Source organism: Sphingomonas sp. BL-S-30 (assembly GCF_055521475.1).
The window spans coordinates 404,158-429,361 of record NZ_CM145481.1 but is presented as its reverse complement, the minus strand read 5'-3'; the positions used below and the strand labels follow the sequence as shown (position 1 = coordinate 429,361).

20 protein-coding genes are annotated in these 25,204 nt (G+C 65.6%); 7 read left to right on the top strand and 13 right to left on the bottom strand.

Annotated elements, in window-relative coordinates; genetic code table 11:
- Positions 1-307: 307 nt before the first annotated feature.
- The 3 genes from ACZ1I5_RS01715 to ACZ1I5_RS01705 form a co-directional block, all read right to left on the bottom strand.
- On the bottom strand, positions 308-1,123 hold the full coding sequence (locus ACZ1I5_RS01715) for an alpha/beta hydrolase family protein (RefSeq protein WP_465172024.1): 816 nt from the start codon (positions 1,121-1,123) through the stop codon (positions 308-310).
- Between the two features lie 101 nt (positions 1,124-1,224).
- Positions 1,225-1,653 (bottom strand): GlcG/HbpS family heme-binding protein, encoded by a 429-nt coding sequence (locus tag ACZ1I5_RS01710; protein ID WP_465172023.1) that lies wholly within the window; start codon positions 1,651-1,653, stop codon positions 1,225-1,227.
- A 55-nt stretch (positions 1,654-1,708) separates the two neighbouring features.
- On the bottom strand, positions 1,709-2,452 hold the full coding sequence (locus ACZ1I5_RS01705) for a glycine zipper domain-containing protein (protein ID WP_465172022.1): 744 nt from the start codon (positions 2,450-2,452) through the stop codon (positions 1,709-1,711).
- Positions 2,453-2,789: 337 nt separating this feature from the next.
- On the opposite strand from ACZ1I5_RS01705, the gene ACZ1I5_RS01700 reads away from it, so the two are divergent.
- From ACZ1I5_RS01700 to ACZ1I5_RS01680, 5 genes are all read left to right on the top strand, one after another.
- Positions 2,790-3,950 (top strand): pyridoxal phosphate-dependent aminotransferase, encoded by a 1,161-nt coding sequence (locus ACZ1I5_RS01700; protein WP_465172021.1) that lies wholly within the window; start codon positions 2,790-2,792, stop codon positions 3,948-3,950.
- A 5-nt stretch (positions 3,951-3,955) separates the two neighbouring features.
- Positions 3,956-4,060 carry a tail fiber protein gene (locus tag ACZ1I5_RS01695; RefSeq protein ID WP_465172020.1) on the top strand — a complete coding sequence of 35 codons (105 nt, stop codon included), beginning with the start codon at positions 3,956-3,958 and terminating at the stop codon, positions 4,058-4,060.
- A 15-nt stretch (positions 4,061-4,075) separates the two neighbouring features.
- The gene (locus ACZ1I5_RS01690; RefSeq protein ID WP_465172019.1) at positions 4,076-4,477 is read left to right on the top strand and encodes a GFA family protein; all 402 of its coding nucleotides are present in this window, start codon (positions 4,076-4,078) and stop codon (positions 4,475-4,477) included.
- A 195-nt stretch (positions 4,478-4,672) separates the two neighbouring features.
- Positions 4,673-5,119 (top strand): hypothetical protein, encoded by a 447-nt coding sequence (locus ACZ1I5_RS01685; protein WP_465172018.1) that lies wholly within the window; start codon positions 4,673-4,675, stop codon positions 5,117-5,119.
- 153 nt (positions 5,120-5,272) lie between these two features.
- Complete coding sequence (locus ACZ1I5_RS01680) at positions 5,273-6,856, top strand: ABC-F family ATP-binding cassette domain-containing protein (RefSeq protein WP_465172017.1); 1,584 nt, start codon at positions 5,273-5,275, stop codon at positions 6,854-6,856.
- A 15-nt stretch (positions 6,857-6,871) separates the two neighbouring features.
- Here the strand turns inward: ACZ1I5_RS01680 and galE are convergent, their stop codons facing one another.
- The 9 genes from galE to ACZ1I5_RS01635 form a co-directional block, all read right to left on the bottom strand.
- A complete protein-coding gene (galE, locus tag ACZ1I5_RS01675; RefSeq protein WP_465172016.1) occupies positions 6,872-7,873 on the bottom strand; it encodes a UDP-glucose 4-epimerase GalE in 1,002 nt (333 codons plus the stop codon).
- A gap of 108 nt (positions 7,874-7,981) precedes the next feature.
- Positions 7,982-8,359, bottom strand: coding sequence for a hypothetical protein (locus ACZ1I5_RS01670; RefSeq protein WP_465172015.1), 378 nt, complete (start codon positions 8,357-8,359; stop codon positions 7,982-7,984).
- Between the two features lie 398 nt (positions 8,360-8,757).
- Positions 8,758-9,999: an NHL repeat-containing protein gene (locus ACZ1I5_RS01665; RefSeq protein ID WP_465172014.1), complete on the bottom strand. Its 1,242-nt coding sequence runs from the start codon at positions 9,997-9,999 to the stop codon at positions 8,758-8,760.
- A 38-nt stretch (positions 10,000-10,037) separates the two neighbouring features.
- On the bottom strand, positions 10,038-11,219 hold the full coding sequence (locus ACZ1I5_RS01660; RefSeq protein ID WP_465172013.1) for a YncE family protein: 1,182 nt from the start codon (positions 11,217-11,219) through the stop codon (positions 10,038-10,040).
- 13 nt (positions 11,220-11,232) lie between these two features.
- Positions 11,233-12,102 carry a cupin domain-containing protein gene (locus tag ACZ1I5_RS01655; RefSeq protein ID WP_465172012.1) on the bottom strand — a complete coding sequence of 290 codons (870 nt, stop codon included), beginning with the start codon at positions 12,100-12,102 and terminating at the stop codon, positions 11,233-11,235.
- A 66-nt stretch (positions 12,103-12,168) separates the two neighbouring features.
- Positions 12,169-15,099: a TonB-dependent receptor domain-containing protein gene (locus tag ACZ1I5_RS01650; RefSeq protein WP_465172011.1), complete on the bottom strand. Its 2,931-nt coding sequence runs from the start codon at positions 15,097-15,099 to the stop codon at positions 12,169-12,171.
- A 602-nt stretch (positions 15,100-15,701) separates the two neighbouring features.
- Positions 15,702-16,811: a hypothetical protein gene (locus ACZ1I5_RS01645; RefSeq protein WP_465172010.1), complete on the bottom strand. Its 1,110-nt coding sequence runs from the start codon at positions 16,809-16,811 to the stop codon at positions 15,702-15,704.
- Positions 16,812-16,894: 83 nt separating this feature from the next.
- Positions 16,895-18,073 (bottom strand): YncE family protein, encoded by a 1,179-nt coding sequence (locus ACZ1I5_RS01640; protein WP_465172009.1) that lies wholly within the window; start codon positions 18,071-18,073, stop codon positions 16,895-16,897.
- Between the two features lie 36 nt (positions 18,074-18,109).
- Positions 18,110-21,115 carry a TonB-dependent receptor domain-containing protein gene (locus tag ACZ1I5_RS01635; RefSeq protein ID WP_465172008.1) on the bottom strand — a complete coding sequence of 1,002 codons (3,006 nt, stop codon included), beginning with the start codon at positions 21,113-21,115 and terminating at the stop codon, positions 18,110-18,112.
- Positions 21,116-21,922: 807 nt separating this feature from the next.
- On the opposite strand from ACZ1I5_RS01635, the gene ACZ1I5_RS01630 reads away from it, so the two are divergent.
- Positions 21,923-22,852 carry an RraA family protein gene (locus tag ACZ1I5_RS01630; protein ID WP_465172007.1) on the top strand — a complete coding sequence of 310 codons (930 nt, stop codon included), beginning with the start codon at positions 21,923-21,925 and terminating at the stop codon, positions 22,850-22,852.
- A 231-nt stretch (positions 22,853-23,083) separates the two neighbouring features.
- Here ACZ1I5_RS01630 and ACZ1I5_RS01625 read toward each other — a convergent pair whose 3' ends face one another.
- Positions 23,084-23,959 (bottom strand): YncE family protein, encoded by an 876-nt coding sequence (locus tag ACZ1I5_RS01625; protein WP_465172006.1) that lies wholly within the window; start codon positions 23,957-23,959, stop codon positions 23,084-23,086.
- A 325-nt stretch (positions 23,960-24,284) separates the two neighbouring features.
- On the opposite strand from ACZ1I5_RS01625, the gene ACZ1I5_RS01620 reads away from it, so the two are divergent.
- Positions 24,285-25,055, top strand: coding sequence for a GntR family transcriptional regulator (locus ACZ1I5_RS01620; RefSeq protein WP_465172005.1), 771 nt, complete (start codon positions 24,285-24,287; stop codon positions 25,053-25,055).
- The last annotated feature ends 149 nt before the right edge of the window (positions 25,056-25,204 follow it).

Below are 25,204 nucleotides of genomic sequence, written 5' to 3'. Positions count from 1 at the left end.
TAGTTGCCGAATTCCGCGAGGGGTATCGGGAGTTGTTCGCGCTCTTCTTGGGGATAGTTGGGGTCTGGAATCTCTACTGCCACAGGTTGCGTCTCTCTCGGGCTTCGGCGTGGAGCGCCGGGCGTGAGACGATAGCGGGCGGTGCGAGAGATTGAATCGGGGCGCTAGGCGCCCTCACCCTCTTCCCTTCCCCGGCGAAGGCCGGGGCCCAGTTGGGGGACGCACATGGCTGGCGCTGCGCATAGTTACATCAGCCTTCCCGACTGGGCCCCGGCCTCCGCCGGGGAAGAAGATAGGGGGAGTCCCCCTACTGGCCGAACGGGTACAGATGCACGGTTTCCGGCAACGTCACCTTCACCGTCGCGCCATCCCCGTCGAGCTTCGCCACGATCGCCCGGAGGATCATCGCCACAACAGCGCCATCGGGCGCATGGCCCGCATCCTTGATGACGAAGGCAGCGCCGGGCTTGTGCGCCGCGCCGGCCGCCTTGGCGAGTTGTTCCCCCATCTGCCACGGCACGGTGTCGTCGGCGGTGCCCTGGATGAGGTAGAGCGGCTCGTCGAGCTTCGGGATCGCGGCCACATTGTCATACTCTTTGGGCACGGCGGCGCGGAGGAGTTTCGACACCATGTCGCGCAGGCGGGTGAAGGCGCCGATGGTGACCAGCGCATCGACATGCTGGCGCGTGGCGAGCCCGAAGGCGACACCGCCGCCCAGGCTGTGGCCGACAATGATCAGCTTGCCGCTGCCCGCCAGGCTACGGGCGCGGGCGTAAAAGGCATCGGCGTCGGCGGCGAGGCCGGCTTCGCTCGCCTTGCCCGGGTTGCCGCTATATTCGCGGTACTCCGCGGCGACGATGCCATAGCCTTCGGCGATCAGCGGGGCATACCATTCCACCGACCGCATCGCGCTCGAGCCGTTGCCGTGGAAAGCGAGCAGGGTCGGCTTGCCGTCACGCGGGGCGATCTCGATGCCCTTGAGCGACAGGCCATCGGCGGTTTGCACCGTATCGATCGTCGCGGTGGCAGGCAGGCCGGCGGTGCTCAGCGGCGCCTTGGGGGCGGGATAGATGCGGCCATGGACCTGCGCTGTCGCCGGGGTGGCGATGAGAAGGGCGGACAAGATTGCGGGAATCAGCGCGAAAAACAGCCTTTGGCCAGCGAGACGGGTCACTACTAATCCTCCCCAACTGGACCCCGGCCTTCGCCGGGGAAGCAGACTGATTATGATTGCGCGGTCAGCCCCGCGGCGGCGATGCCGGCCAGGGCGCAGGCCTCGTCATTGTCCGAACTGTCGCCCGTGATCCCGACCGCGCCGATCGGCAGGCCTTCCCCGTCCACCACGATCACCCCGCCCGCCGCGGGAATGATGCCGTGCGTCGCCAGCGCGCCGAGCGACGCGACGAAGCTCGGCCGGTCCGCTGCCATCTCGCCGATCTTGCGGCTCGAGACGCCGAGGGCGAGCGCGCCGGCCGCCTTGCCCGAGGCGACCCGCTCGCGCAGGCTCGACGCCCGGTCCTGGCGCTGAAAGGCGATCATGTGGCCGCCCGCATCGAGCACCGACACGCTCAGCGGCTTGAGGCCGAGTTCGGCACCCCGGGCCAACGCCGCCTCGATGATCCTGTTGGCCTGTTGCAGGGTGATCCGGGACATGGGCGTTCCTATTCATTGGCGTTGGGCACGCCTTTAGAGGGGACGGCCCCGGCCGTCACCAGCGGCGATGGCGATAATAGCCCCGGCCATAGCCGCGATACTGATAGGGCCGGGCATAGCCGTAGTGGCGGTAATACCAGGCGTGATAGGGATAGGGCCGATAGCTCCAGCGGCCTTCATAATAGACCCAGGGCCGGTACCAGCCCGGCGCGGCGTAAGTATAAGGGCCGTCATAATAAAAGGCCGGCGCATCGTTGCGCACGACGAATCCCGGCGGGCAGCCGGGGCTGGTGTCGTAGCGGCTCTGGTCGCCGAGCGCGGCACCGCCGGCGGCACCCGCGACGCCGCCGATGATGGCGCCCGCGCCGCGATCGTGCCGGCCGGCGATGCTCGACCCGAGCAGCGCGCCGAACACGCCGCCGATCACTGCGCCGGCAGTGGAGTTGCTGCGGGCCTGGATGCAGTTCCGCGCCGACCAGTCCTCGGCATAGGCCTCGTAGCGGCGGTCCTGGTCGTACTGCGCCGCGTCGGCCTGATCCGCCACATAGCCGGGCGGCGGCGGGGGCGGTTCGGACCCGTCATAGCCGGGCGGCGGCGCGTCATCCTGCTCGTCATAGCCCTGTTCGGGCGGCGGCGGCGGATCCCGATAACCTTGCTGCTGTGGCGGCGGGTCGCGATAGCTCGTCTGGGGCGGTGGCGGCGGATAATCCTGGGCGGAGGCCATCGAGGCCGAGATCGGGGAGATCGCCGTCACCAGAGCGACCAGGGCACAGGCAGTTCGCCGAATCGACCGGGACATCCAACCACATCCTTTTTACCACAGCGCCAGCGCCGATGCGCCTTTTCGGGTGAATGATTGCTGACCGGATGCCCGCATGGCGAGGTTCGGGACGATTGTGCATTTCGCCCTTCTCCCCTCCCGCTTGCGGGAGGGGTCGGGGGAGGGCCTGTAAGAAGGAATGCACCGTTTGCGGACACGCCCTCCCCTAACCCAGCGGGCGGTCTGACGAGGTCAATCATGCCCCCAGCATGATTGGGGATTGCCGGGGGCAATCCCGGCCTCGCCGGACCGCCAGCTCGCAAGCGGGAGGGGAATTGTAGATTGTGCCCGCCCGCCCAGGCGCTAAGCGGGCAGCATGTCAGCCGAGATCGATCCCTTCCACGCCATCGCCGTCAGCCGGCTGGCGCACCGCATGTCGGCCGAGGGCCGGTCGGTGATCCATATGGAGTTCGGCCAGCCCTCGACCGGCGCGCCGGCCGCGGCGATCGCGACGGCGCACCACGTGCTCGCGACCGACGGGATGGGCTATTGGGAGAGCATGCCGCTCAAGGCGCGGATCGCGCGCCATTATGACGAGGCCTATGGCGTCGCCATCGACCCCGAACAGGTGGTGCTGACCTGCGGGGCCTCGCCGGCCTTTGTGCTGGCGCTGTCCTGCCTGTTCGCGCCGGGCGACCGGGTGGCCTTCGCGCGGCCGGGTTATGTCGCCTATCGCAACACGGTGAAGGCACTTCACCTCGTGCCGGTCGAGATCGGCTGCGGCGCGGCGGAACGGTTCCAGATCACCGCGGCGGCGATCGAGCGGCTCGAGCCGGCGCCGCAGGGGCTGATCCTCGCCAGCCCGGCCAACCCGACCGGGACGATCATCGCCGCCGACGAGTTGGCGGCGATCGTCGCGGTGTGCCGCAGGCGGGGCATCCGCATCGTCTCGGACGAGATCTATCACGGGCTGAGCTATGTCGGCCCGGCGCGGTCGGTGCTGCAGGAGGATTCCGACGCGCTGATCGTCAACAGCTTCTCCAAATATTTCAGCATGGCCGGTTGGCGGCTCGGCTGGCTGGTGGTGCCGCCGGCGCTGATCGATGCGGCGCGGGCGCGGATGGGCAATCTGTTCCTGACGCCGCCGTCGCTGGCGCAGCATGCCGGCCTGGTCGCGTTCGATTGCCGCGACGAACTGGAGGGCCATGTCGAGACCTATGCGCGCAACCGCGACCTGCTGCTCGCCGCGTTACCCGCGCTCGGGCTGAAGCGGATCGCGCCGCCGGACGGGGCCTTTTATATCTGGGCCGATATCGGCCACCTGACCGATGACAGCATGGACTTCTGCATGCGCCTGCTGGCCGAGACCGGGGTTGCGACGGCGCCGGGGATCGATTTCGATCCGGTGGAGGGGCGGCGGTTCATGCGGTTCAGCTTCGCGGTGTCGACCGACCGGGTCGAGGAGGCGCTGCGGCGGATCGAGCCGTGGTTCGCGGCGCAGGTGGGCGCCAGCGCTGGTGTGGCCAGCCTGAGCTAACCTATATGGAGTTGTTCGCGATGATCGGGAACGATTATGGCGGAGACGGTGAATCGACCTTCGCCGCGCCCGATCTGCGCGGCAAGGTGATCGTCGGCCCGGCCGGCTGACCATAGGAGCAGAGCATGACCGACGAGAGGATCGCCCAGTGCATGTGCGGTGCCCTGAGCGCGACCTGCCGCGGGGAGCCGGTGCGCGTTTCCATCTGCCATTGCCTTGACTGCAAGCGGCGGAGCGGCAGCGCGTTCGCATATACCGCGACCTATGACGCAGCCCAGGTCTCGACGCGTGGAGAGCATGGCACCTATCGCCGGATCGGCGACGAGGGCCGCTGGGCGGATTTCCATTTCTGCCGCGGGTGCGGGACATCGGTATTCTACGAGATCGAGGTGCGGCCGGGCATGATCTCCGTACCGGCGGGCGGCTTTGCCGACCGGGATTTTCCCGAGCCGTTCGTCGAGGTTTTCGCAGAGCGGCGGCCGGATTGGTGCGTCATCCGCCCGACGGGGTCGCTGGCGGAAGAGTGACCATACCCGAGGGAGCGAAGTGCTGAAATTCGCGGGTCGCCTGGCGATCGACGGGCATGGGAGCTATGCGGAGGGTGTCGCCAATCCTACCGGGGCCCGCGGCGGATAGCGTGCCGCTTCCGCCCTTCCTGCCGGATGCTGTCGCATGGTAGGGAAATCCGCTACCGCGTCGGAACGGAACAGGACCGATCACCGATGCTGAGCCAGCCCGAACAGGCCATACAGAATCTGGAAGAGGCGCGCGGCCTGCGCGCCGCCGGTACGCCTTATCGCGAGATCCGTCGCCGGCTCGGACTCAGCGCCGGCCAGCTCGGCCATATTCGCCGGGCGCTGAAGCGCGAAAAGGGCGCGCGCACCCGGCTGCGTTCGACCAGCCCGGAGTCGACCGACCGCGACCTGCCGGTCAGCCAATCCGTCCTGCCTCCCGGCTTGCGGCAAAGGCTGACCGCATCGGGATACCGAACGCTCGGCGACCTAGCGGACAGGCTGGCCGATCCCGACTTTCCCGGCCTGGAGACGATGCCCGGCATCGGCCCGCACCGGGCGCGGTTGGTGAAGGGGCTGCTGGATCATTTCGGCCTGCTCCCTGGCCCGAGTGACTTAAAGGCCGACATCGAGCGGCTTTTCCCGGAGTTCCGATAGGGCGACCGATACAAGGGGGCTTCTTGCAACGCGCCGCCACCGCCTTTACCTCAAGCCTATCAGGCCGCTGACACCGGCCCTCCGACCGGATGTGCGCCACGACCTTGTCCCCGACCGCAACGCCAGTTCGCCTTGCCCTCGGGGACCTTCATCATGCCTGCCATATCCATTTCCAATCTTTCCTGGTCGACGCCTGACAATCGTCCGGTCCTGACCGATCTCGACCTGAGCTTCGGTGCCGAGCGCGCCGGGCTGGTCGGGCGCAACGGCGTGGGCAAGTCCACGCTGCTCAGGCTGATCGCCGGGCAAATACCGGTCCAGTCGGGCCGCATCTCGGTCAGCGGCACGATCGGTGTGCTGCGCCAGACCGTGCAGCTCTCCGGCGAGACGGTCGCGGACCTGTTCGGTGCGACCGAAGCGCTCGCGCTGCTACGCCGTGCTGAACAGGGAATCGCCCGCATCGACGAACTGGGCGAGGCCGACTGGACGCTGGAGGATCGCATCGCCGCGGCACTCGGCCGGGTCGGACTCGATACCGGGCCGGATACGGCGCTGACCGCGCTGTCCGGCGGGCAGCGCACGCGCGCGAGTCTGGCCGGCGCGATCTTCTCGGAACCGGATTTCCTGCTGCTCGACGAGCCGACCAACAATCTCGACCGGGAGGGGCGCGACGCGGTGATCGGCCTGCTCGCCGGGTGGCGGGCGGGGGCGATCGTCGTCAGCCATGACCGCGCGCTGCTCGAAACGATGGACGCGATCGTCGAGATGACCGGCCTGGGCGCGACGCGCTATGGCGGCAACTGGAGCCGCTATCGCGAACGCAAGGCGATCGAGCTGGCGGCGGCGGAACGCGACCTGGCCGAGGCCGAGCGCCACGTGACCGAAGTGGCGCGGGGCGCGCAGGAGACGGCCGAGCGCAAGGCACGCAAGGACGGTGCGGGCAAACGCAAGGGCGCGAAGGGCGACATGCCGCGCATCCTGATCGGCGCGCGCAAGGACCGGGCCGAGGATAGCGGCGGCGAGAACCGGCGGCTGGCGGCGCGGCAAAGGACCCAGGCCGCCGAGGCCGCGACGGCGGCGCGCGAGCGGGTGGAGGTGCTGCAGCCCTTTTTGGTCACGCTCGCCCCGACCGGGCTGCCGGCGAACCGGATCGTGCTGGAAATCGATCGCGTGACGGCGGGATATGCGCCGGGCAACCCGGTACTGCGCGACCAGTCGCTGACGATCAGCGGGCCGGAGCGGGTCGCGCTGACCGGGCCGAACGGATCGGGCAAGACGACCCTGCTCGCGCTGATCACCGGCACGCTGCAGCCGTGGCGCGGGACGGTGCGGGTGCCGGTCGATCTGGCGATGCTCGACCAGCGGGTGAGCCTGCTCGATCCGGACAGGTCGATCCGCGACAATTATGCGCGGATCAACCGATCGACCGACGAGAATGCGTGCCGGGCGGCGCTTGCCCGGTTCATGTTCCGGGCGGAGGCGGCGTTGCAGATCGTCTCGACGCTCAGCGGCGGACAGATGCTGCGCGCCGGGCTCGCCTGTGTGCTGGGCGGTCCGAAGCCCCCTTCCCTGCTGATCCTGGACGAACCGACCAACCATCTCGACCTGGAGTCGATCGAGGCGGTGGAGGCCGGATTACGCGCTTATGACGGCGCGCTGCTGGTGGTGAGCCATGACGACGCCTTTCTCGAGGCGATCGGCATCACGCGGTGGGTCGAACCGGGCGGACCGTCCTGACGCGCGGCGGCGGCGCTATTGCTGGCCGCGCTGTTCCAGCAAGCGCTCCCAGGCGAGCGCATCCTTCACGATCGTGTCGAGATCGTCGAGCGCCGGCTTCCAGTCGAGCGTGGCGAGGATCGCGCGGTTGTCGGCGACCAGTTCCGCCGGGTCGCCGGGGCGGCGGCCTTCGAGGCGGCGCTCGATCTTCATGTTGGTGACGCGGTCGACCGCATCGAGCACCTGCTGCACCGAGAAGCCGCGGCCATAGCCGGCGTTGAGGAAATGATTGCGCCCCGGCTCGGCGATAAGCAGGTCGAGCGCGGCGACATGCGCCGCCGCAAGATCGCTGACATGGATATAGTCGCGCACGCCAGTCCCATCGGGCGTCGCGAAATCGGTGCCGAAGACCGAGACCCCGTCGCGCTTGCCGGTCGCCGCCTCGACCGCGACCTTGATGAGATGGGTGGCGCCCGCGGTCGACTGGCCGCTGCGGCCCTTCGGGTCCGCGCCGGCGACGTTGAAATAGCGCAGCGCCGCGAAATTGATCGGGTGCGCGGCGGCGACGTCGCGCAACATCGCCTCGGTCATCAGCTTCGACATGCCATAGGGATTGATCGGCGATTGCGGATCGCCCTCGGCGATCGGCACTTTTTCGGGTGTGCCATAGGTCGCTGCGGTCGAGGAGAAGATGAAGTGGCGCACGCCGCACACCACTGCGCTCTCGAGCAGCGCGCGACTGGCCGCGGTGTTGTTGCGGTAATATTTGAGCGGATCGTTGACCGATTCCGGCACCACGACCGAGCCGGCGAAATGCATCACGGCGCGCACGTCATGCGCGCGCATCGCCGCGCGGACCGGGCCGTCCTCCTCGATACCGGCCCGGACCAGCGTGGCGCGGGGATCGACCGCCCAGTCGAAACCGGTGACGAGATTGTCGACGACCACCACGCGGTGTCCGGCGTCGAGCAGGGCGAGGACCGCGTGGCTCCCGATATAGCCTGCTCCACCCGTTACCAGCACCGCACCGTTCAGCATCATGATCTCCCGCAAGGACGGAAAATCGTTAGGGCCTGCCTCCGACCTCCGCAACATCAGGAGGCTGGAGGCAGGCCCTTGGTGCGACCCGACTTTGTTAGTGCGCGCTCAGCAGCGGGCGAGGAAATCCTCCATCGCCTCATAGGCGGTGGTGGTCAGGCGGAGATAGGAGCGTCGGCCGTCATAAGGATCGGCCTCCCGGACGACCAGCGAGCGCTCGATCAGCAGCTTGACCCAGCGCAGGCCGGTCGACATCGGCTTGCCCGAGCCGATCGCGGCGCTCGTCACCGAGACGCGCTTGCCGCTGGCCTGGGCGATGTAGAGATCGAGCATCAGGTCCCAGCCCGGATCGCCGAACAGCTCGTTGCCGAGCACTTCGTCGCGCAGACGGCGCTGGTTGTGAATGTGGCGCGCCTTTTCGATCAGACCGAATTCGGTACGCAGGCCGACCCGCATATGAGCGATCGGCAATTCCTGGATCAGCATATTGTTTTTCCCCGCTCCCCGGCGACCCGTCAACTATAAGGAACAATGCGGGAATACACGTTATGCCAAAGCCGGAACACCGTGTTCCACGGGGACATGTCATTCCCCTGGCGTGCGCCGGGCGTGAGGACGGGAAATCGGGCGCGGAAATAACGAAAATTGGCGGTAATAATCGGTGGAATTCCGCCATTTATTCAATATTGGCGCGGTAAATGCCGATACCGGGATGCGCCATCCCCGATGGTCGGGTGCGGTGGAACACCCAGGATGGAACACCTTCCGGGCAATGTGGAACACCGCGGGAGGCTGTTTGGAACACCTTCCGGCCGGGTGTTCCACGGGCCGGCGGCCTTGCCGGTCCGCCCGCGCCGGGTGCGGACGGACCGGTCCAGCCGCTTTTACTTCGCGATGCGGGTCACGCGGCCGACGCTGGTGTCGCCCGCCCACATGTTGTTCTGCTTGTCGAACACCCAATAGCTCGCCTCGATGAACTGGCCCTTGCCGATGCCCATGCCGTTGCCGGTGGCGCCGACGACCTTGCCGGTCTTGCGATCGAGCTTGAGGAACTGGCCGTCCTGGCCGCTCGCCATCCAGGGTTCGCCATTATGGTCGAACTGGATCGCGCAGACCAGATTCTCGGTCGCGATCTGGCGGAGATACTCGCCTTTGCTATTGAAGATGATGATGCGGTAATCCTCGCGGTCGCCGACCCAGACATCGCCGGTTTTTGGATCGACCCCAAGGCCATGCGCGTTCTGGAACTTGCCGCGGCCGGTGTTGTGGCCGAACCACTGGCCGATATAATTGCCGGCCTTGTCGAGGTGAAGGACGCGGGCCGCGCCGATATTGTTGGTGGGATCGTCCGAATCCACCACGTTCGGGCTTTCGTTGCCATGGCCCTGCGCGATGTACATGTCGCCATTGGGGCCGAAGGCGATCATCACCGGCTCCCACAGCAGCCGCTGGCCCTTGCCTTCGTCCCAGTCACCCGGATGGCCGGAGGTCCCGATCGTCTGGAGCAGCTTGCCGTCCGGGCTGACCTTCTTGACCGTCGCATTGGCGGTATCGATGACATAGACATTGTCCTCGGCATCGATCGCCATGCCATGCGCCTTGTCGGCATGGCCGATCACGTCGTCACCGACCGTCATGGTCAGCTTGCCGGCGGGCGAATAGCGCATCAGCTGCGGGCTGCCGGCGGGCTTGCGCTGGAACACCCAGAGATTGTTCTTCGAATCGAGCGCGACCGCCGGTACGCCGCCAATGCCCGGCGGCAGCTGGATCGGATAGCTGAACTTGTAACCGAGCTTCTGTTCCCACTGGACACGCTGCAGCTGGCCGCGCTGCGGGCCGTTGCGGTTCTGGCACGCGGTCGAGTGCCGGCAGCCCTGGATCGTGTTGGGCCGCGCACCCGCCGCGAAGGGCGCCCCCTCCGGCCGCGGCAGCACCGTCACCACGCCGTTCGCGTCGACCGAGGTGCGGCCGCCCGGATCGGGGGCGGACCCTTGCAGGAACCAGGCCGGCGTCGCGCCGTCGGCCGGGCCCCGGGTCGGCGGCACGGTCTGCGCAAACGCACCCGTGACGAGCAGGATGGCGCCAAGCGTCGCGCTGGCGATCACGGGCAGGGTAGGTCGGATCATGTCACTCTCCTGGGTAGAAACGGGTGTTGACGAAAGATTTAGCGCCTTTGCGCGGTGCTGATCGCGCCGGGGCGGGTATCGAACTTCAGGGTGGCTCCCATATCCCGCTTCAGCGACGTGCCGTCGAAGCGATACACCTCGATCTCGCGTGCGACGGCGCCCTGCAATAGGATTGTTCGGCTATCCTTGCTCCAGGTCGCGCCCTGCCCCCATTGGCCGGTCTGCGCCTGGGCGACGAGCGTCAGCATGGGGCCGTTCAGGCGATAGACCTGCAACAGGCCGAACGGGCTGAACTGCGCCGAGGTCGGGTTGGCGGAGGAGCCGTTGACCACCGTCACCTCGAGATAGCGCCCGTCAGGCGAGATCGCGACATGCTCGGGGGTCGGGCCGACCTCGACCCGGTTGACGACCTTGTCGGTCTTGAGGTCGATCACGCTGACCGTGCCGATCCGCGGTCCGCGCTGCGGCGGCGTGCCCTCGGGCGGGAGCGTGCCGAGCAGGTTGGTGTTATAGGCGTAGCGCCCGTCGCGGCTGAACACCGATGCGTAGGGGTTGCCGCCGGTCGCATACATCGTGCCGGTGTCGGTGACCTTGGTGCCGTCGATCGCGAGGCGCCAGATGCCGTTGCCGCGCCGCTGCGTGACGAGCGCGGTCTTGCCGTCGGGCGAGATCGCGACGTCGACCGGCCCGGCCCTGGCGTCGAGCTGAAGCTTGCCGACGAGCGTCAGCGTCTTGTTCGCGATCGAATAGACCGAGATCGTCCCCTCCCCCGTCGCCGCGACCAGCGCGAGCGTGCCCGCGCGGTTGATCGCCACGCCCGAGGCGCCGTCGCCGGCCTTGATCGTCTGGATCACCCTGGGATTGGTCGGGTCCTTCAGGTCGATGACCGAGACGGTGTCGTCGAGGACAAACTTCGAATTGTCGGCCGGATCGAACTTCTGGCCGTTGGTGACGATCGCGAAGCTCGCATCGCGGGCGACGCCGACGATGGTCGGCGGGCCGATCATGCTCACCGGCACCTCGACCTTGCCGATCACCCTGGGCGGATAGCTGTTCAGGTCGATGACGGTGACATTGTCGGGCTTCACGTCGCCCGGCTTCTGGCCGAGGCGGGGCTGCTTGCCGTCATTGGCGGAGATCGCGAGCTGCGCGCGCGCGCCGCTCGCACCAAGGCCGAGCGCGAGCCCGGCCAGAGTCAGTGCGATGGAAGGTCGTTTCATCATTTCGGCTCCATCACTTGGGCGGGGGCATGTTGGAGCGCACGGCGAGGATGCGCGCCGGTTTCGGGCTGGGCGCCTTGTCGTTGTAGAAACCGACCGTCGTATTCGCCCGGTAGTAATAAGCGTCGCCGGGTTTCGCCGGGAACTTGCCCTCGATCCCGTCCATCCCGCTGCCCGCGACCATCTGCCCCTTGCCGTCGAGCATGAGGTAGATCTCCTCCTGCGTCTCGTGATGGTGCGGGAAGTTGGTGGCGCCGGGCGCGAACTCCATGACGAACAGGCTGATCATGACATGCCCGGTCGAGAGCTTGTCGCGCGTGCTCTTGGTGTCGCCCATCATCAGCCGGTAGAGCGTGTCGAGCGGATGGCCGCCGACATTGACCAGGGGCACATCGGCGATGTTCGCGATCTTCAGCGTGTCGGGGATGGTCAGCGGCATCGCCTCGGGGATCCTGAAGCCCATGAAGGCGGCCTTCACGCCCTTTGGCCCGCCGTTCAGGCCGAACGCGACGGTCGGCGGCAGATAGAGGAAATCCTCCTTCTTCACCGGGAAGGTCTTGCCGCCGTACGAGATGGTGCCCTCGCCATCGAGGATCACGAACATATGCTCCTCGCGCGGATAGCGGACGAGGCTGCTCCTGCCGTTCGGATCGACGCTGAGCTCGCCGAAGCGGCTCATCGCGCGGAGCAGCTTGGCGTTGGCATCGCCCTCCCCGAACAGCGCCTTATAATGCGCGGTGGGGCTGCTGATCGGCACCTGCACCGGCTTCACGTCAGGCACGAAGCGGTGGAGGAAGGTCGGATCGACGGTGCGATGAGGATCGGTCTGCGAGACCGCCGGCGTCGTGCACAACAGCAATAGTGGAACCCAGAGTTTCTTCATGACTGCTTCCCGAGAATTCGGAGAAAACCGGCGCCCTCCCGCGAAGGAGGGCGCCGCGGAGGGGGCTCAATACTTCATGCGAAGGCCGATGCTGATGACCCGGCCGAGCGGGTTGGACCCGAACGGATCATAGCCATTGGCGGTGTTCGTGAAGGGCGGCGCCTTGTCGAAGATGTTGTTGACGTCGACATAGATCTCGCTGTCGCCGAGCATGCCGCCCTTCGAGAATTTATAACCGGCGTGGCCATCGAAGGTGGTCCAGGACTTCACGATATCGCCGCCGCCCGCGACGTTGCCGGCGGCGTCGAGGACCAGCGGGTTGACCGTGCCGCTTGCCCAGTTCTTGTAGGATCCGACATGGTTGGCGAAGAATTCGAGCGACGCGCCCTCATAGTTCCAGCCCATATTGAACCGCGCCTGGCGTGCGATCGACGGGAAGGTCGAATTGACGCCCACGGTGTTCAGGATGTCGAACTTCGCCCCGCCGACATAGCCCTGCTTGAACTTCAGGAACTCGGTCCACGAACCGCCGAGGTCGAACTTGCCGATCCCGGTATTGAACGCGTAGCTCGCCGAGATATCGAGGCCGGTGAGATCGAGATCGAGCGCATTCGATTGCGGACGGCGGAAGACATAATAGGTCGTACTTGGCAGCGCGGTGGTGATCGGCACGTTGTTGAACTGCGCGGCGAGCTGCGCCGGTGTGGCGCCGGTCGGATAGATCGTCAGCAGATAGTTCAGCGCGCCATTGTTCAGGATGCAGCCCGGCGCGCAGGGTGAGGTGATGCCGCCGCGCAACTGGTTGTTGAACAGGGTGACCGACGCCCGGAAGCCAGGCAGGAAGGTCGGTGCGAGATCGATACCGTACGACCAGGTCGTGCCTTTTTGCGGGCCGACATTCGGGTTGCCGGTATCGACCACCACGCCCTGGATGTTGCTGCCGCCGATCGTGCAGAAGCCGTTCGAGCAGGGGATGCCCGGGATATTGGCAATCGTCGGGAAACGGGCGACCGACACCTGGGCGGTCGCGTTGGTCAGCGATACGGTCGAGTTGCTGTAGGTGCCGAACTGGTCGCCGACCGAGCGCATCGACGGCGCCACGAACGAACGGGCCCAGTTGGCGCGCAGCTTGATGCCCTGGACGATCTCCACATTGGCCGCGAATTTCGGGTTAAAGGTGCCACCGAAATCGCTGTAATGATCGTACCGGCCCGATGCGCTGAGGTCGATCCGGTAGACGAAACTGTCCATGTCCGGCGAGACGACCGGGACCAGAAGCTCGCCATAAACCGACTGCACCTGACGATCGAGCGGGAAATAGCGCTGAGTCGATCCCAGGCTGGCCGGTCCCGAATTGAGCGGCCGGACGACGGTCGTGTTCAGCACCCAGTTCTGCAACTCGCCGCCGACCGCGATCTTCACCGCACCGGCGGGCAGATTGAACAGTGACCCATCGATGCCGGCGCGGAATTGCCTGATCGTGCTGACATGGCTGGTCGAGCTGCGGCTGTCGGTAAGCAGGGCGCGCACCGCCGCCGATGTGCGGTTGGTCGCCGCGGGGTTCCACACGTCCAGCGCATTGGCCGTGGTGAGCGGCAGGTTCAGCGGGATCAAATTGGTGCCCGCAACCGGCGTCGTCATGCTGCCGTTGGTCTGCACCGTGCCGTTGAGGGCGAGCGTCGCGCAGCTCGTGCACAGGCTGCCGTCCTGCACCTGCGCCGTGCGATCCTCGCCGAACAGCGCCATGGCGGTGAAGCGGAAATTCTCGGTGAAATTCCATTCCGCATTGGCCGTCGCGATATAGGTCTTGGCGCTGTTGTCGGTATAGGCGCCCGGCCCGAGCAGATCGTCGGCATTCCAGCGGATCGTCTGGGTCGTAGCGGCGCCGGTATAGCCCGTCTGGGGGACGTAGAAGGGATTGGCCTGCGGACCCGTGCTGAACACCGTGGCCTGGATGCCGCCGCGGGCATTGTTGGTGAAAGTATCGCGATCCGAATAGACGAAGTCCCCGGACAGGGTCAGCGTGTCGGTGATGTCCTGCGACACCTTGATCATCGCATTATAGCGCCGTTCCCGGCCAAGGCGGTCGCCATAAGGCTGATTGTCGCACGGCGCATTGGCGGTCGTGTTGGCGACCGACGTCGCCGAGCCCGGCGCGAGGTAGATATTGCCGCTGCCGCCCGGCTGGATGGTCGCGGGCGAGCAGTTGTAGCTCTGAAAATTGGTACCACCCTCATCGATGTGGTTGGGCTGCAGATAGGGGCGGTTGTTATAGTCGTACGGCACCGCGCTCGAGCGCGAGAAGCCGAGCCCCAGCGTGATATATCCGCTGTCCCAGCTCTTCCCGCCCAGCAGGCCGAGGGCCACGGTGCGGTAACTATGGCCGAAGCCGACCTGCGCCGTGCCCATCACGCCGTCATAGCGTTTGCGGGTGATGAAGTTGACCACGCCGGCGACCGCGTCCGACCCGTAGGTCGCGGACGAGCCCTCGGCGAGGACCTCGACGCGTTCGATCATGATCGGCGGGACGATCGACGGATCGGGCAGCGCCAGCGAGGTATGGCCGAGCGGGATGCGATGGCCGTCGATCAGCACCAGCGTCGAGTTCGATGCCGAGGAACCGAGGCTGTGGATGGTCGGCGCATAATAGGAATTGCCGGCATTCTGGCCGACGCCGCCGCTGCCGATGCCGGTGATCGCGGGCACGGTCTTGAGGATCTGCTGCACGTTGATCGCGCCGGTCTGATCGATCGCCTCGCGACCGACCGAGACCAGATTGCCGCCGACCGGGGGCGCGCCGCGGATACTGGTGCCGGTGACGATGATGTCTTCCGGGTTCGAATCCGATGTGGATGGGTCTGCCGCCTGCTCGGTCTGGATGGTTTCCGGCGTGGTCGCCGGTGTCACCTGCGCCCAGGCCGTGGCGGACCACGACGTCGCTGTCAGAAGGATGAGTTTGGATGCGCCAAACAACAGGCCGCTATAGGTTTTCGCCATTTTCAGTCTCCCCTTTTAGATTTTTCCGGGCCATTTTTAGCCTCGGATTCGGTGGTAAATTCTCCGTGTTATCCGCGCCCTACCGTCGCGTATGGATGAATTCTGCCGGCCCTCATCGGCAGCTCTGTCATAATGCATACAGATTGAGTTGCGTGCATGCATCTTCCCATTCGCCAAAGCTGTCAATGGGATTCCTGGGCCCGTTACGAGGTGGGAAGGGGGCGGCTCTCACCATCGGAGCGACGCGCGCTTTGGCGCCGGTAAAAGGCGTTTGTTCGATGTACGGATGCGCCCCTCAGCCTCGGATAACCGCCCTTGCCGCGCTGCCTCCCGGCCCGACGCGTCCCCACAATAATTAGAACTGACCGCCGATCGCGGCGTCATTGTTCCGGCGGTCGCTCCATTTTCGCGAGCCGGGCTTTGGCGTCGGGGTTGGCCGGGTTCAGACGGAGCGCATGGCGATACATTTTGCTGGCAGGTCTGAACACTCATCCGAACGCGCGGGGATTCGGCGCCGGCCGCCCGCGTTCGAATCGATGCAGCCCAAAAAATAGGGCCGCCCGTTACGGGCGGCCCCTTCAGGCACGTTCGAGGCCGATCGCTCAGACCGGCATTTTGCGCTTGGTGAATTCGCGGCCCATGATCGCGACGTCCTCTCCGCCCTGACCCGCCGCCACGACCATGCAGCCGTCCTTGATCTGCTGGATCACATTGTTGTGGCCCGGCTCGGTCTCGGCGGCGTTGAGGAACATGACCTTGTTCTTCTTGCACTCGGCCAGCACCTTGGCGCGGACCGCCTCCATATTGGGGAGCGCCGAGACGTCCTCGACTACCTTGCCGGCGGCGTCGCGGACCACCGGATGGCCCGACAGGCCGCCATCCTCGACACCGTGATAGCCGTTCAGCCAGAGATTATGGTCGCCCGGGCCCCATTCGGCCATCGCCATGCCGGGGATCGCGAGGGTCTGCGCGACGGTCTCGTCGGCATAGGTATCCTCGATCTTCACCCCGAACATGATCTCGCCGCGCGGGTTAAGCGGCCAGAGATCGGCGATATGCTGGTAGGTGCCGCCCGACACGCCCCATATATCCGCGGCATAGCTGGCGCTGTTGCCGCGCAGGCCCCGCATCTTCACCTTGGGTGTGTTGGGAAAATCGGGGAAAGGATAGCGCGCGCCCATATGCATATAGGTCTCGATCGCCTTGGGGTCGCGCGCATGGCAGATGTGGATGCCCATCACGCCGCAGCACAGCAGCTGCTCGATCACCCAAGTGTTGGCGCGGGCATAGGGCTCGTCGAGGCCGATGATCGGCGGCGAGACGAAGACGGTGGGGAGGCGATGGCCGGATTTGGTGCCGCCGCCGTCCTTCAGCCCGCGCATGAATTCGCGCAGTTCCTTCAGGTCGAAACAGCCATGCTCCATCTCATAGCTGATCGCGTCCGCCCAGGTCTTGCACATCTTCTTGCCCTGTTCGTACGGATCGACGTTCGGGCCGACGCCTGAGCCGGTGTAATAGATGGGCTGGCCGTCTTCCCACAGCTCGATGCATTTGTTCAGCCGGCGCGGCTTGTAGTTCATGTCGACCGAGGAGGGCTGCTTGCCGGTGTTGATCGGGCGGGCGGCGCGCGTCTGCGCCACGGCCTGAGTGGCGGCGATGCCGACGCCGACGGCGGCACCGGCCATCAGGAGTTCGCGCTTGTTGATATCCATGAGCTTCCCCTTTGTTGCTGGAGGTGGATCGGAAAGGGCGTGTCCAGCGGCGCCGCCCCCCCGAATCTTCAGTGCATCTCTGGTCAGCGGCTGGTCGCGACCGCGATCGCGCCTGGCCGGGCATCGAACTTCAGGGTCGCGGCGGCATCCTGAGTCAGGCCGGCCTTGCCGTCGAAGCGATAGACCTCGATCGCCCGGGTCATCGCGCATTGCAGCAGCACGGTGCGGTTGTTCGCGCTGAACACCGCGCCCTGGCACCAGGCGCCGCTATGCGCCTCGGCGACCCGGGTCAGGCTGGTGCCCCGCACGCTGTAGATCTGGAGCAGGCCGTAGGGATGATAGCCCGGTGCGGTCGCCTGCGCCGCCGAACCGTTGGCCACGACGACCGCGAGATATTGGCCGTCGGCCGACAGCGCGACATGTTCGGGCGTCTGGCCGACATCGACATTGACGACCGTGCCGGTCTTCAGGTCGACCGCCGCGACGGTGCCAATCCGGGGTGATCCGTCGCGCGCGGGCGGCGCGGCGCCGGGCGCGAGCGGCCGCCCGCCGAGATTGGTGTTGTAGGTGTAACGGCCATCGGGGCTGTAAACGACGCCGTAGGGCTGTTGCCCCGCGTCGATCGTCGCGCCGGCCAGCCCGACCTTTTTGCCGAGGACCGAAAGCAGGATCAGCTTGTTCGCCCCCTGGCCGACGACCATCGCGGTCTTGCCGTCGGGTGCGAAAGCGACATCGGTGGGCCGGGTCTTGGCCTCGAGCTGGAGCTTGCCTTCCGGCGTCAGCCGATTGCCGGCGATCGAGTAGATCGAGATGGTGTCGTCGCCGGTGCTCGCGACCAAAGCGAGCGTGCCGGCATGGTTGATCGCCACCCCGCTCGCGCCCGGCCCCGCCTGCACGGTCTGCACCACGCGCGGCGAGGCCGGTCTGGCGAGATCGATCACCGATACCTGATCGTTCAGCTCGATATCGGCCGCCGCGTTCAGCCGCTGCGCCGCCGTCACCAGCGCGAAGCGGCCACTCCGGGCGACCGCCACCGCCGCCGGCGGGCCGATCATGCTCGCCGGCACGGGGATGGTCGCCAACGTCTTCGGCGCCGCCCCGCGCAGATCGATGATCGACACCGTATCGGGCGTGCGCGTTTCCTTGCCCTCGTTCGGACGGAGTTGCTTGCCGTCATTGGCGGAGACGGCGATCTGGGCGTGAAGTGGAGGGGCGCCCGCCAGCAACAGTGCGGCGACGATCAGGCTGGATGCGGACTTCATTGGCTCCCCTCTTCCTTTCATGACGTGGATGCGTGCTTAGAAGTTCGCGCGGAACCCGACCGAGACGAGGCGGCCGAGCAGGTTCGAGGTGAAGCCGTTGAAGCCCCACGCGCCGACGCCGCCGGCGCCGGTGGTGTTGCCGTTGTAGAAGGGCGGATTCCGGTCGAAGAGGTTCTTCACATCGACATAGATCTGGCTGCCGTTCAGGAAGCTGCCGTTGAAATTATAGGCAGCGTGCAGATCGACCGTGAAGTCGGGCTTCACCCGGTCGCCACCGCCGGTCGGGTTGCCGTTGGAGCCGAGCGTCACCGGCTTGACCGAGGTCTGGATCCAGTTGCGATAGGCGCCGGTGTAATTGCCGAACAGATCGAGCGAGAAAGCGCCCATCTCCCAGCCGAGCTGGCCGCGTCCCTTGGTCTGGATAGACGGGAACTGGGAATTATAGCCCGAGGTATTCAGGATGCTGAACGGCTGATCGCCGAAATCCTGCATGAAGCGGGTGAAATAGGTGATCGACCCGCCGATGCTGAAGGTGCCGGCGCCCGCTGTCGGCAGGCGATAGTTGAACTGCGCGTCGATGCCCTGGACGTTGAGGTTGAGCACGTTGCCGACGTCGCGGTTGATTAGGAAATAGACCGTCGACGGCAAGGTCGCCGCGGTGGTCGCGCCGTTCGCCACATTGGTGAAGGTGCGGATCTGGTCGGCGGTGCAGCTGGTCGGGCAGATCGTCAGCCGGTCGTGCAGCGCAGCCGAGTTGATGATCAGCGGCTGGGCCGGGGATGCGACGCCGCCCTTGAACACGTTCGCCCAATAGGTGACGTTCGCGGTGAAGCCGGGGATGAAATCCGGATTCAGGTCGACGCCCACCGACCAGCTGCTGCCGGTCTGCGGCACGACCCCGGCGAAGCCCGCGCCGAGCGAACGATCGAGACCCTCGCGACCCGTATTGGCGCCGACCCGGCAGGTGACCGTCGCGGTCTCGCAACCCGGCAGCTGCTTGACCTCGGGATAGGCCGCGACGGGCACGTCGAGCACGGCACTGGCGCCGGTGCCGGTCGCCCCGCGCAGATAGCCCTGGCGCGCGTCGCCGATCTGGTTGAGCGGGGGCGCGACGAAGGATTCCGCCCAGTTGCCGCGGATCTTGATCCAGTCGTTGATCTGCCAGTTGGCCGCGACCTTCGGGTTGGTGGTCGATCCGAAATCGCTGTAATGGTCGATACGGCCGGAGATGCTGAGGTCGAACTTCTTGACCAGCGGGACGTCCATGTCCTCGCCGACCAGGGGCACGTACAGCTCGATATAGCCCGACTTCACGTTGCGCGGGCCGAGGTTCATGATGAAATTGGTGTAGCCCGTGCCCGTGCTGTTCGGGTTGAGGCCGTACACGTCCTGCGTGACGTGCATGAATTCGCCGCCGGCCGCCATGCGCAGCGCGCCGCCGGGCAGATCGAACAGCTCACCCTGCGCCTCCAGCTTGAGCTGGTACATGTTGTTCTGGTGTTCGTTGTTGGTGTTGTTCGTATAGAGATATTGCCACACCGCCGCCGAGGTGCGGTTGTTGCCGAGCCCGTTCCAGACGTCGAGCGCGTTGGCGGTGGTCAGCGCCTGGCTGACCGTGGCGGCCTGGCCCGGCTGCGGCAGGACGCTCGATATCGTGCCGTTCAGCGCCGGCGATCCGTTGAGCGCCAGGGTGGCGCAGGTGCTGCAGAAGGTGTTCTTGCCGCGCTGATAGCTGTTGGACCGCGCGAGCGCGCCGCTGGCCGTGATCGACCATTTGTCGGTGACCTTATAATCGACCACGCCCGTCGTGTAGAAAGTGGTGTTCTGGTAATTGTTGGTGCCGTAATTCCCGTCGGGCGTGAGGGCGAGCCAGTTGACCAGTTCCTGGGTGAAGCCCGATCCGGCCGGCGCGCGGAAGAACGGGTTGATCTGCGTGCCCTTGCCCGACCCCGCGCCGAAGGTCTGCGCGTTCGACAGCGTGCCGGGCGTGCCGGTCGAGAAATGCTGCAGATGGTTGAACACGAACTTGCCGGTAAAGGTGATCCGGTCGCCCAGTTCCTGGTTGACCACGACGAGCACGCCCTCGCGCTGCACGCCCGGCACCGCGCTGCCATAGATCGAGGTATTGCACATGCCGTTCGCCGCCTGGTTGTTCGGCAAGGTCGTGGTGGCATCGGCGCTGGGATAGATGACGGTCGCGGCGGAGCTGCCACGGATCGTGGCGGGCGAGCAGTTATAGGTGTTGGTGTTGCTGCCGCCGATGTCGCGATAATCGCCGCGGCTTAGGAACGAGCGTTTGTCGTTGGTGATCTCCTGCTGCTTCAGGAACTGCCCGGCGATATAGACGCCGCCGGTATCCCATTTGGTGCCCCAGATGCCGTTGAGGTCATAGCTGCGATATTCATCCGCGAAGCCGACGCGGCCATTGACCTGAAGGCCCTCGAACGTCTTGCGAGTGATGAAGTTGACCACGCCGGCGACCGCGTCCGAGCCATAGATCGACGACGCACCGTCGGCCAGGACCTCGACCCGCTGCAGCGCCGGAGTCGGGATGATGTTCGGATCGGTCTGGGCATATTGCAGGCCGCCGCCGGGCATGCGCAGCCCGTCGATCAGCGCAAGCGTGGTGTTGCTGCCGGAGCCCGCGAGGCTGTGGATCTGCGGCGCGTAATAGGAATAGGAGCTCTGCGCCTGCGGCGTCGAGCCGGCGGTGGTGATCGCTGGGACCGTGTTGACCAGTTCGGTGGTCGAGGTTGCCGCGGTCTTGGCGAGCGCCTCCTGCCCGACCGAGACGAGGTTCGAGCCGACCGGCGCGACGCCGCGGATCGCCGAGCCGGTGACCACGATGTCGGCGGCCGGATCGGCGGCATCCTCGTCAGGCGTCTCCTGGCCCGAACCGGCCGAGGGCGGCACCGGTGAGTTCTGCGCCACTGCCGCCGCCGAGGCCTGTTCCTGCGCTTCGGCCACCGGACCGAACATGAACATGGCTGCAAGGGCGATCGTCGAACCGCTCAGCTTGAGCGTGGGCAACAATTTGGTCACTGTCTCTTCTCCCCGGTTAATTCTTGTGGGTCGCGATCAGGACGCTCCGGCACAGCGCGGCGCGGCAATGAGGGCGGCATGGGAGGTGTCGTGGCTGAACGGCGCAGCGTCGCGGCCTTCGGATTCCCGGCAAGCGGGCACGAGGCTCCGGCAACGGGTCGCGATGCGACTCCCGGTCAAGGCATTCTCCCCTTTTATGTCGCCGCGGCTTTTGCCGTTGACGTCGCTGGCACGGTCGTCCCGTTACCCGCCTGCCTCCCGAGTCCGGGCGGCAGTACACTTGGATACAATTCTGATCGTTGAATACAAGATGATATTTTGTGCTGCGTTGCGACACGAAAAATACGATTTATTTGGCGGCTATTGGTCTCGGCTAGTTCGACTGCGGTCCATTGCAGCTAGAGGCGCGTGAGCGATCCGACGGCATTCGCGATTTTCGCTTTAACCTTGCGCAACTTACTGGATCAGGTCTTGAGCGCTTCAATCCGCGGGCGCCGCTCGTCGGTGGCGTAGGCGACAGCCCAAATAGCCGATTCATGCGGTGATCGTTCACGCAATAAAGTACAACCGGATTCAACGGCTTATTTCAATCGACATGCTGAGCCTGAACTCGGCCTGATCGCTCACCAAATGTATTGAACTCCTGATAATTGTATGCAAATTTTGCCGGGTGCCCGAGCTGGTACGACCATCGCTCCGGGCCGAGGCAAAGGGGGAATCGAAGCAGCGGAACATGCGTGCCCCGCCGAGCACGGACGAGCACAGCTCCGGCGAATGCGACAATCACAAGAACAAGGGAGAGATGCAGTGAGAAAGCTATTACTGGCCCTCGCGATGGGCGCGTCCGCGCTTGCGATGGCGATGCCGGCCCAGGCCCAGACCCAGGCGACGAAGGAAGAAATCCTGTTCTACACCTCGGACTGGACCGGGGAGCGTTTCCCGGACGGCCGGCCCAGGGTATCCGACGCCATCCTCAAGCGCCTGCTCGACGTGAACACGGAGGAAGCCTGGGGCATCCTGCGCCAGGCCGGGTACAACAACCAGTTCGAGGGCGGCTTCCAGATGGTGCATAACGACCGGCCGTTCGTCGGCCGGGCGCTGACCGTCCAGTATCTGCCGATGCGCCCCGACATGAACAAGGCGATCAGCGCGCTCGGCGTGAAGGAGAAGCGTTCCGGCGGCCATAACAGCTGGCCGATCGACATGCTCCAGGTCGGCGACGTCTATGTCGGTGACGGCTATGGCAAGATCGTCGACGGGACGCTGATCGGCGACAATCTGGGCAATTCGATCTACGCCAAGTCGAAGACCGGCGTAGTGTTCGATGCGGGCGTGCGGGACGTGGCCGGGCTCGCCGCGATCGACGGGTTCAACGCCTTTACCCGCGGCTACGACCCCTCGGCGATCCGCGAGATGGAGATGGTCCGGATCAACGGCCCGATCCGCATCGGCCGCGCCACCGTCCTTCCGGGCGACCTGATCCTCGCCAAGCGCGAAGGCGTGGTGTTCATCCCCGCGATCATGGCCGAGAAGGTCGTGAAGGGCGCCGAATATATCGCGATGCGCGACGGCTTCGGTCACCAGATGTTGCGCGAGCAGCGTTTCACCCCGGGGGAGATCGACCAGAAATGGACGCCGGCGATCAATGCCGCCTTCCTCAAATGGGTCGACGAGCATCCCGACCAGATGAAGATGACCAAGGCCGAACTCGCCGAGATGATGAAGGGGCGCGAATAGCCCGAACGGCATTCTGCGAAAGAAAAGGGGCGGCCTCGCGGCCGCCCCTTTTTCGTTACACTGCCGTTCGTCCTGAGTAGCCGCTGAGCTTGTCGAAGCGGCGTATCGAAGGACACGCGCGCCCGCATTCCAACATGCTTCGATACGGGCCTTCGATACGGCTTCGCCTACTCAGTCCCTACTCAGCACGAACGGACGGGTGTCGGTCCGCCCGACACCCCGCTTGGCGCCTCAGATAAACTCAACCCGGAAGATCTTCCCGCTCGATCTGCTCGCCCGGTCCGGCCAGCCGGGATGGATGCCGGCGTCGCAGCCATACATCACCCCGTCCTTGAAGGTCAGGCCGTGCGGATCGGCGCTGCCGGGCACGAACTCGGCGGTCTCGAGCAGCCGCCCGGTGGCGAGCTCATATTTGGCGAGGCCCGGCTTGAAGTTGGGATCGGTGTTCGAATCGCCGGTGACGATCCAGATCGCGTCGCCGTTCACCGCGAGCCCATGCAGGCGCGGTGCCTGGCAGGGGATGAACAGCTCGGGCGCCCAGCTCTTCGGGTCGACCCTGAGGATGCCGCGCATGCGCAGCGCGGTGATGTAGAGCTTGCCGCCGGCATAAGCGACGCCGTGGCAGCCCCCGCCATTGTCGGCCGGCCCCAGCGGGATCTGGCGATGACTGACGGTGCGCCCGTCCAGATCGGTTTCGTAGATGCCGTTGGGCGCGGCGTTGGCGCCCATCCAGAGATGCCCGCCGCCGAACGCCATGCCGCTGGTGTTCTTTGACTCGGTCTTCACCTTGCGCAGTATCTTGCCGTTCCAGTCGACCAGATAGCAGTCGTTCGACACGCCGACGCCCTCGGCGGTCAGCTGTTCGGCGACCCATAGCCCCTCGGGCTGCGAATCGATCGCATTGGGATAGCCTTCCGGGCTGGAGAACAGGTCGGTGGTGCGGACCTTGCGGTGGGGCACGGTGGGCGCCGGGCGCGTCTCGCGCGCGATGCGGGCGGCGTCCCGTTCCTTCCTCGCCTGATCATTGTCCTGTGCCGAGGCGATCCGGCCCAGCCCCAGGCCGAGCCCGACACCCAGGCCCGCCCGCAGGAATGCGCGTTTGTCCATCAATCCTCTCCCCTTTTTTCGTGTACGCACGGTGCGTACCGATCGTTCACCCCCGACTTTAGTCGTGTCTTTTTTTATCGAATTTGCATGTAAAATATAGCGTTACATACAACTTGCATGCAAGTTGCGTTAGAGCGCTGATCGGGTTAGGTTATTTGTACAACCAGAAAAAGACGAGGGGGAAGGATGACGGGATCGTCCGCAAAATCCGATCGGGAAACCGGGTCCAGGGCCGGGCACATCAGCTTGATAAGTCCGATTCCGGCCTTTAGGTAAACGCTGTCTCACGACGTTACCCCCCAAAAAATCACAATTAGGCGCTGAGATGATGAGCCGACCTGTAAAAACTGGCCCCAAGACCAAAGCCGTTCGAGCCAAGGCTCCGGCAAAGAACGCCGCCAGTGCTGGACCCCGCAAGGGCAGGCTTCGTCTTGATGCGGTGAAGACAATTCGGAAAATGATTCTGCTCGGCGAATTGCCGCCGGGCGAACGCCTGCGCGAAGTCGCGTTGAGCGAGGCGCTGGGCATGTCGCGCACCCCGATCCGTGAGGCATTCCGTACGCTCGCCGCCGAGGGGCTGATCGATCTGCTGCCCAACCGCAGCGTGGTGGTCAGCGTGCCGGACAAGTCGGAAGCCGCCGATGTGTTCACCGTGCTCGGCGTGCTCGAAGGCCTGGCCGGGCAGCTCGCCTGCCGCCGCATGACGCCCGAGCAGATCGAGATCCTCGACGAGCTTCAGGCCGATCTCGCCGCCTATTTCGAGAAGTCGGACCGGCTGAGCTATCTTGAGGCGAATCGCCTGATCCACGAACATATCGTCCAGGCGGCGGAGAGCCCGTCGCTGATGCTCGCCTGGCGCCTGCTGCTGCCCCGCGCGGAGCGCGCGCGCCACGTCACCACGCTCGACCATGACCGCTGGGCCGAGGCGTTCGCCGAGCACCAGGAAATCAACGCGGCGATCCAGGCACGCGACGAGAAGCTGCTCAAGCAGCTGCTCGAAAGCCATTTCGCCAAGGGCGTCGAGAGCATGAAGAAGAACGAGGCCCGCGAACGCGCCAGCCGCCGCGCCGAGATCTATGCGGGCGTGACGAGCTAGGCGGGTCAGGCATCGAACCACCTCCGTTCGTCCTGAGTAGCCATTGAGCCTGTCGAAATGGCGTATCGAAGGACAGGCGTCACGCGCTCCAACTGTCCTTCGATACGGGTCTTCGACAAGCTCAGCCCCTACTCAGGACGAACGGATGG

Bases quoted from the DNA above. Each gene is read 5' to 3' on its own strand.
- ACZ1I5_RS01710 (WP_465172023.1), bottom strand. From the start codon at position 1,653: ATGTCCCGGATCACCCTGCAACAGGCCAACAGGATCATCGAGGCGGCG.
- ACZ1I5_RS01705 (WP_465172022.1), bottom strand. From the start codon at position 2,452: ATGTCCCGGTCGATTCGGCGAACTGCCTGTGCCCTGGTCGCTCTGGTG.
- ACZ1I5_RS01700 (WP_465172021.1), top strand. From the start codon at position 2,790: ATGTCAGCCGAGATCGATCCCTTCCACGCCATCGCCGTCAGCCGGCTG.
- ACZ1I5_RS01695 (WP_465172020.1), top strand. From the start codon at position 3,956: ATGGAGTTGTTCGCGATGATCGGGAACGATTATGGCGGAGACGGTGAA.
- ACZ1I5_RS01690 (WP_465172019.1), top strand. From the start codon at position 4,076: ATGACCGACGAGAGGATCGCCCAGTGCATGTGCGGTGCCCTGAGCGCG.
- ACZ1I5_RS01685 (WP_465172018.1), top strand. From the start codon at position 4,673: ATGCTGAGCCAGCCCGAACAGGCCATACAGAATCTGGAAGAGGCGCGC.
- ACZ1I5_RS01680 (WP_465172017.1), top strand. From the start codon at position 5,273: ATGCCTGCCATATCCATTTCCAATCTTTCCTGGTCGACGCCTGACAAT.
- galE (WP_465172016.1), bottom strand. From the start codon at position 7,873: ATGCTGAACGGTGCGGTGCTGGTAACGGGTGGAGCAGGCTATATCGGG.
- ACZ1I5_RS01670 (WP_465172015.1), bottom strand. From the start codon at position 8,359: ATGCTGATCCAGGAATTGCCGATCGCTCATATGCGGGTCGGCCTGCGT.
- ACZ1I5_RS01665 (WP_465172014.1), bottom strand. From the start codon at position 9,999: ATGATCCGACCTACCCTGCCCGTGATCGCCAGCGCGACGCTTGGCGCC.
- ACZ1I5_RS01660 (WP_465172013.1), bottom strand. From the start codon at position 11,219: ATGAAACGACCTTCCATCGCACTGACTCTGGCCGGGCTCGCGCTCGGC.
- ACZ1I5_RS01655 (WP_465172012.1), bottom strand. From the start codon at position 12,102: ATGAAGAAACTCTGGGTTCCACTATTGCTGTTGTGCACGACGCCGGCG.
- ACZ1I5_RS01650 (WP_465172011.1), bottom strand. From the start codon at position 15,099: ATGGCGAAAACCTATAGCGGCCTGTTGTTTGGCGCATCCAAACTCATC.
- ACZ1I5_RS01645 (WP_465172010.1), bottom strand. From the start codon at position 16,811: ATGGATATCAACAAGCGCGAACTCCTGATGGCCGGTGCCGCCGTCGGC.
- ACZ1I5_RS01640 (WP_465172009.1), bottom strand. From the start codon at position 18,073: ATGAAGTCCGCATCCAGCCTGATCGTCGCCGCACTGTTGCTGGCGGGC.
- ACZ1I5_RS01625 (WP_465172006.1), bottom strand. From the start codon at position 23,959: ATGGACAAACGCGCATTCCTGCGGGCGGGCCTGGGTGTCGGGCTCGGC.
- ACZ1I5_RS01620 (WP_465172005.1), top strand. From the start codon at position 24,285: ATGATGAGCCGACCTGTAAAAACTGGCCCCAAGACCAAAGCCGTTCGA.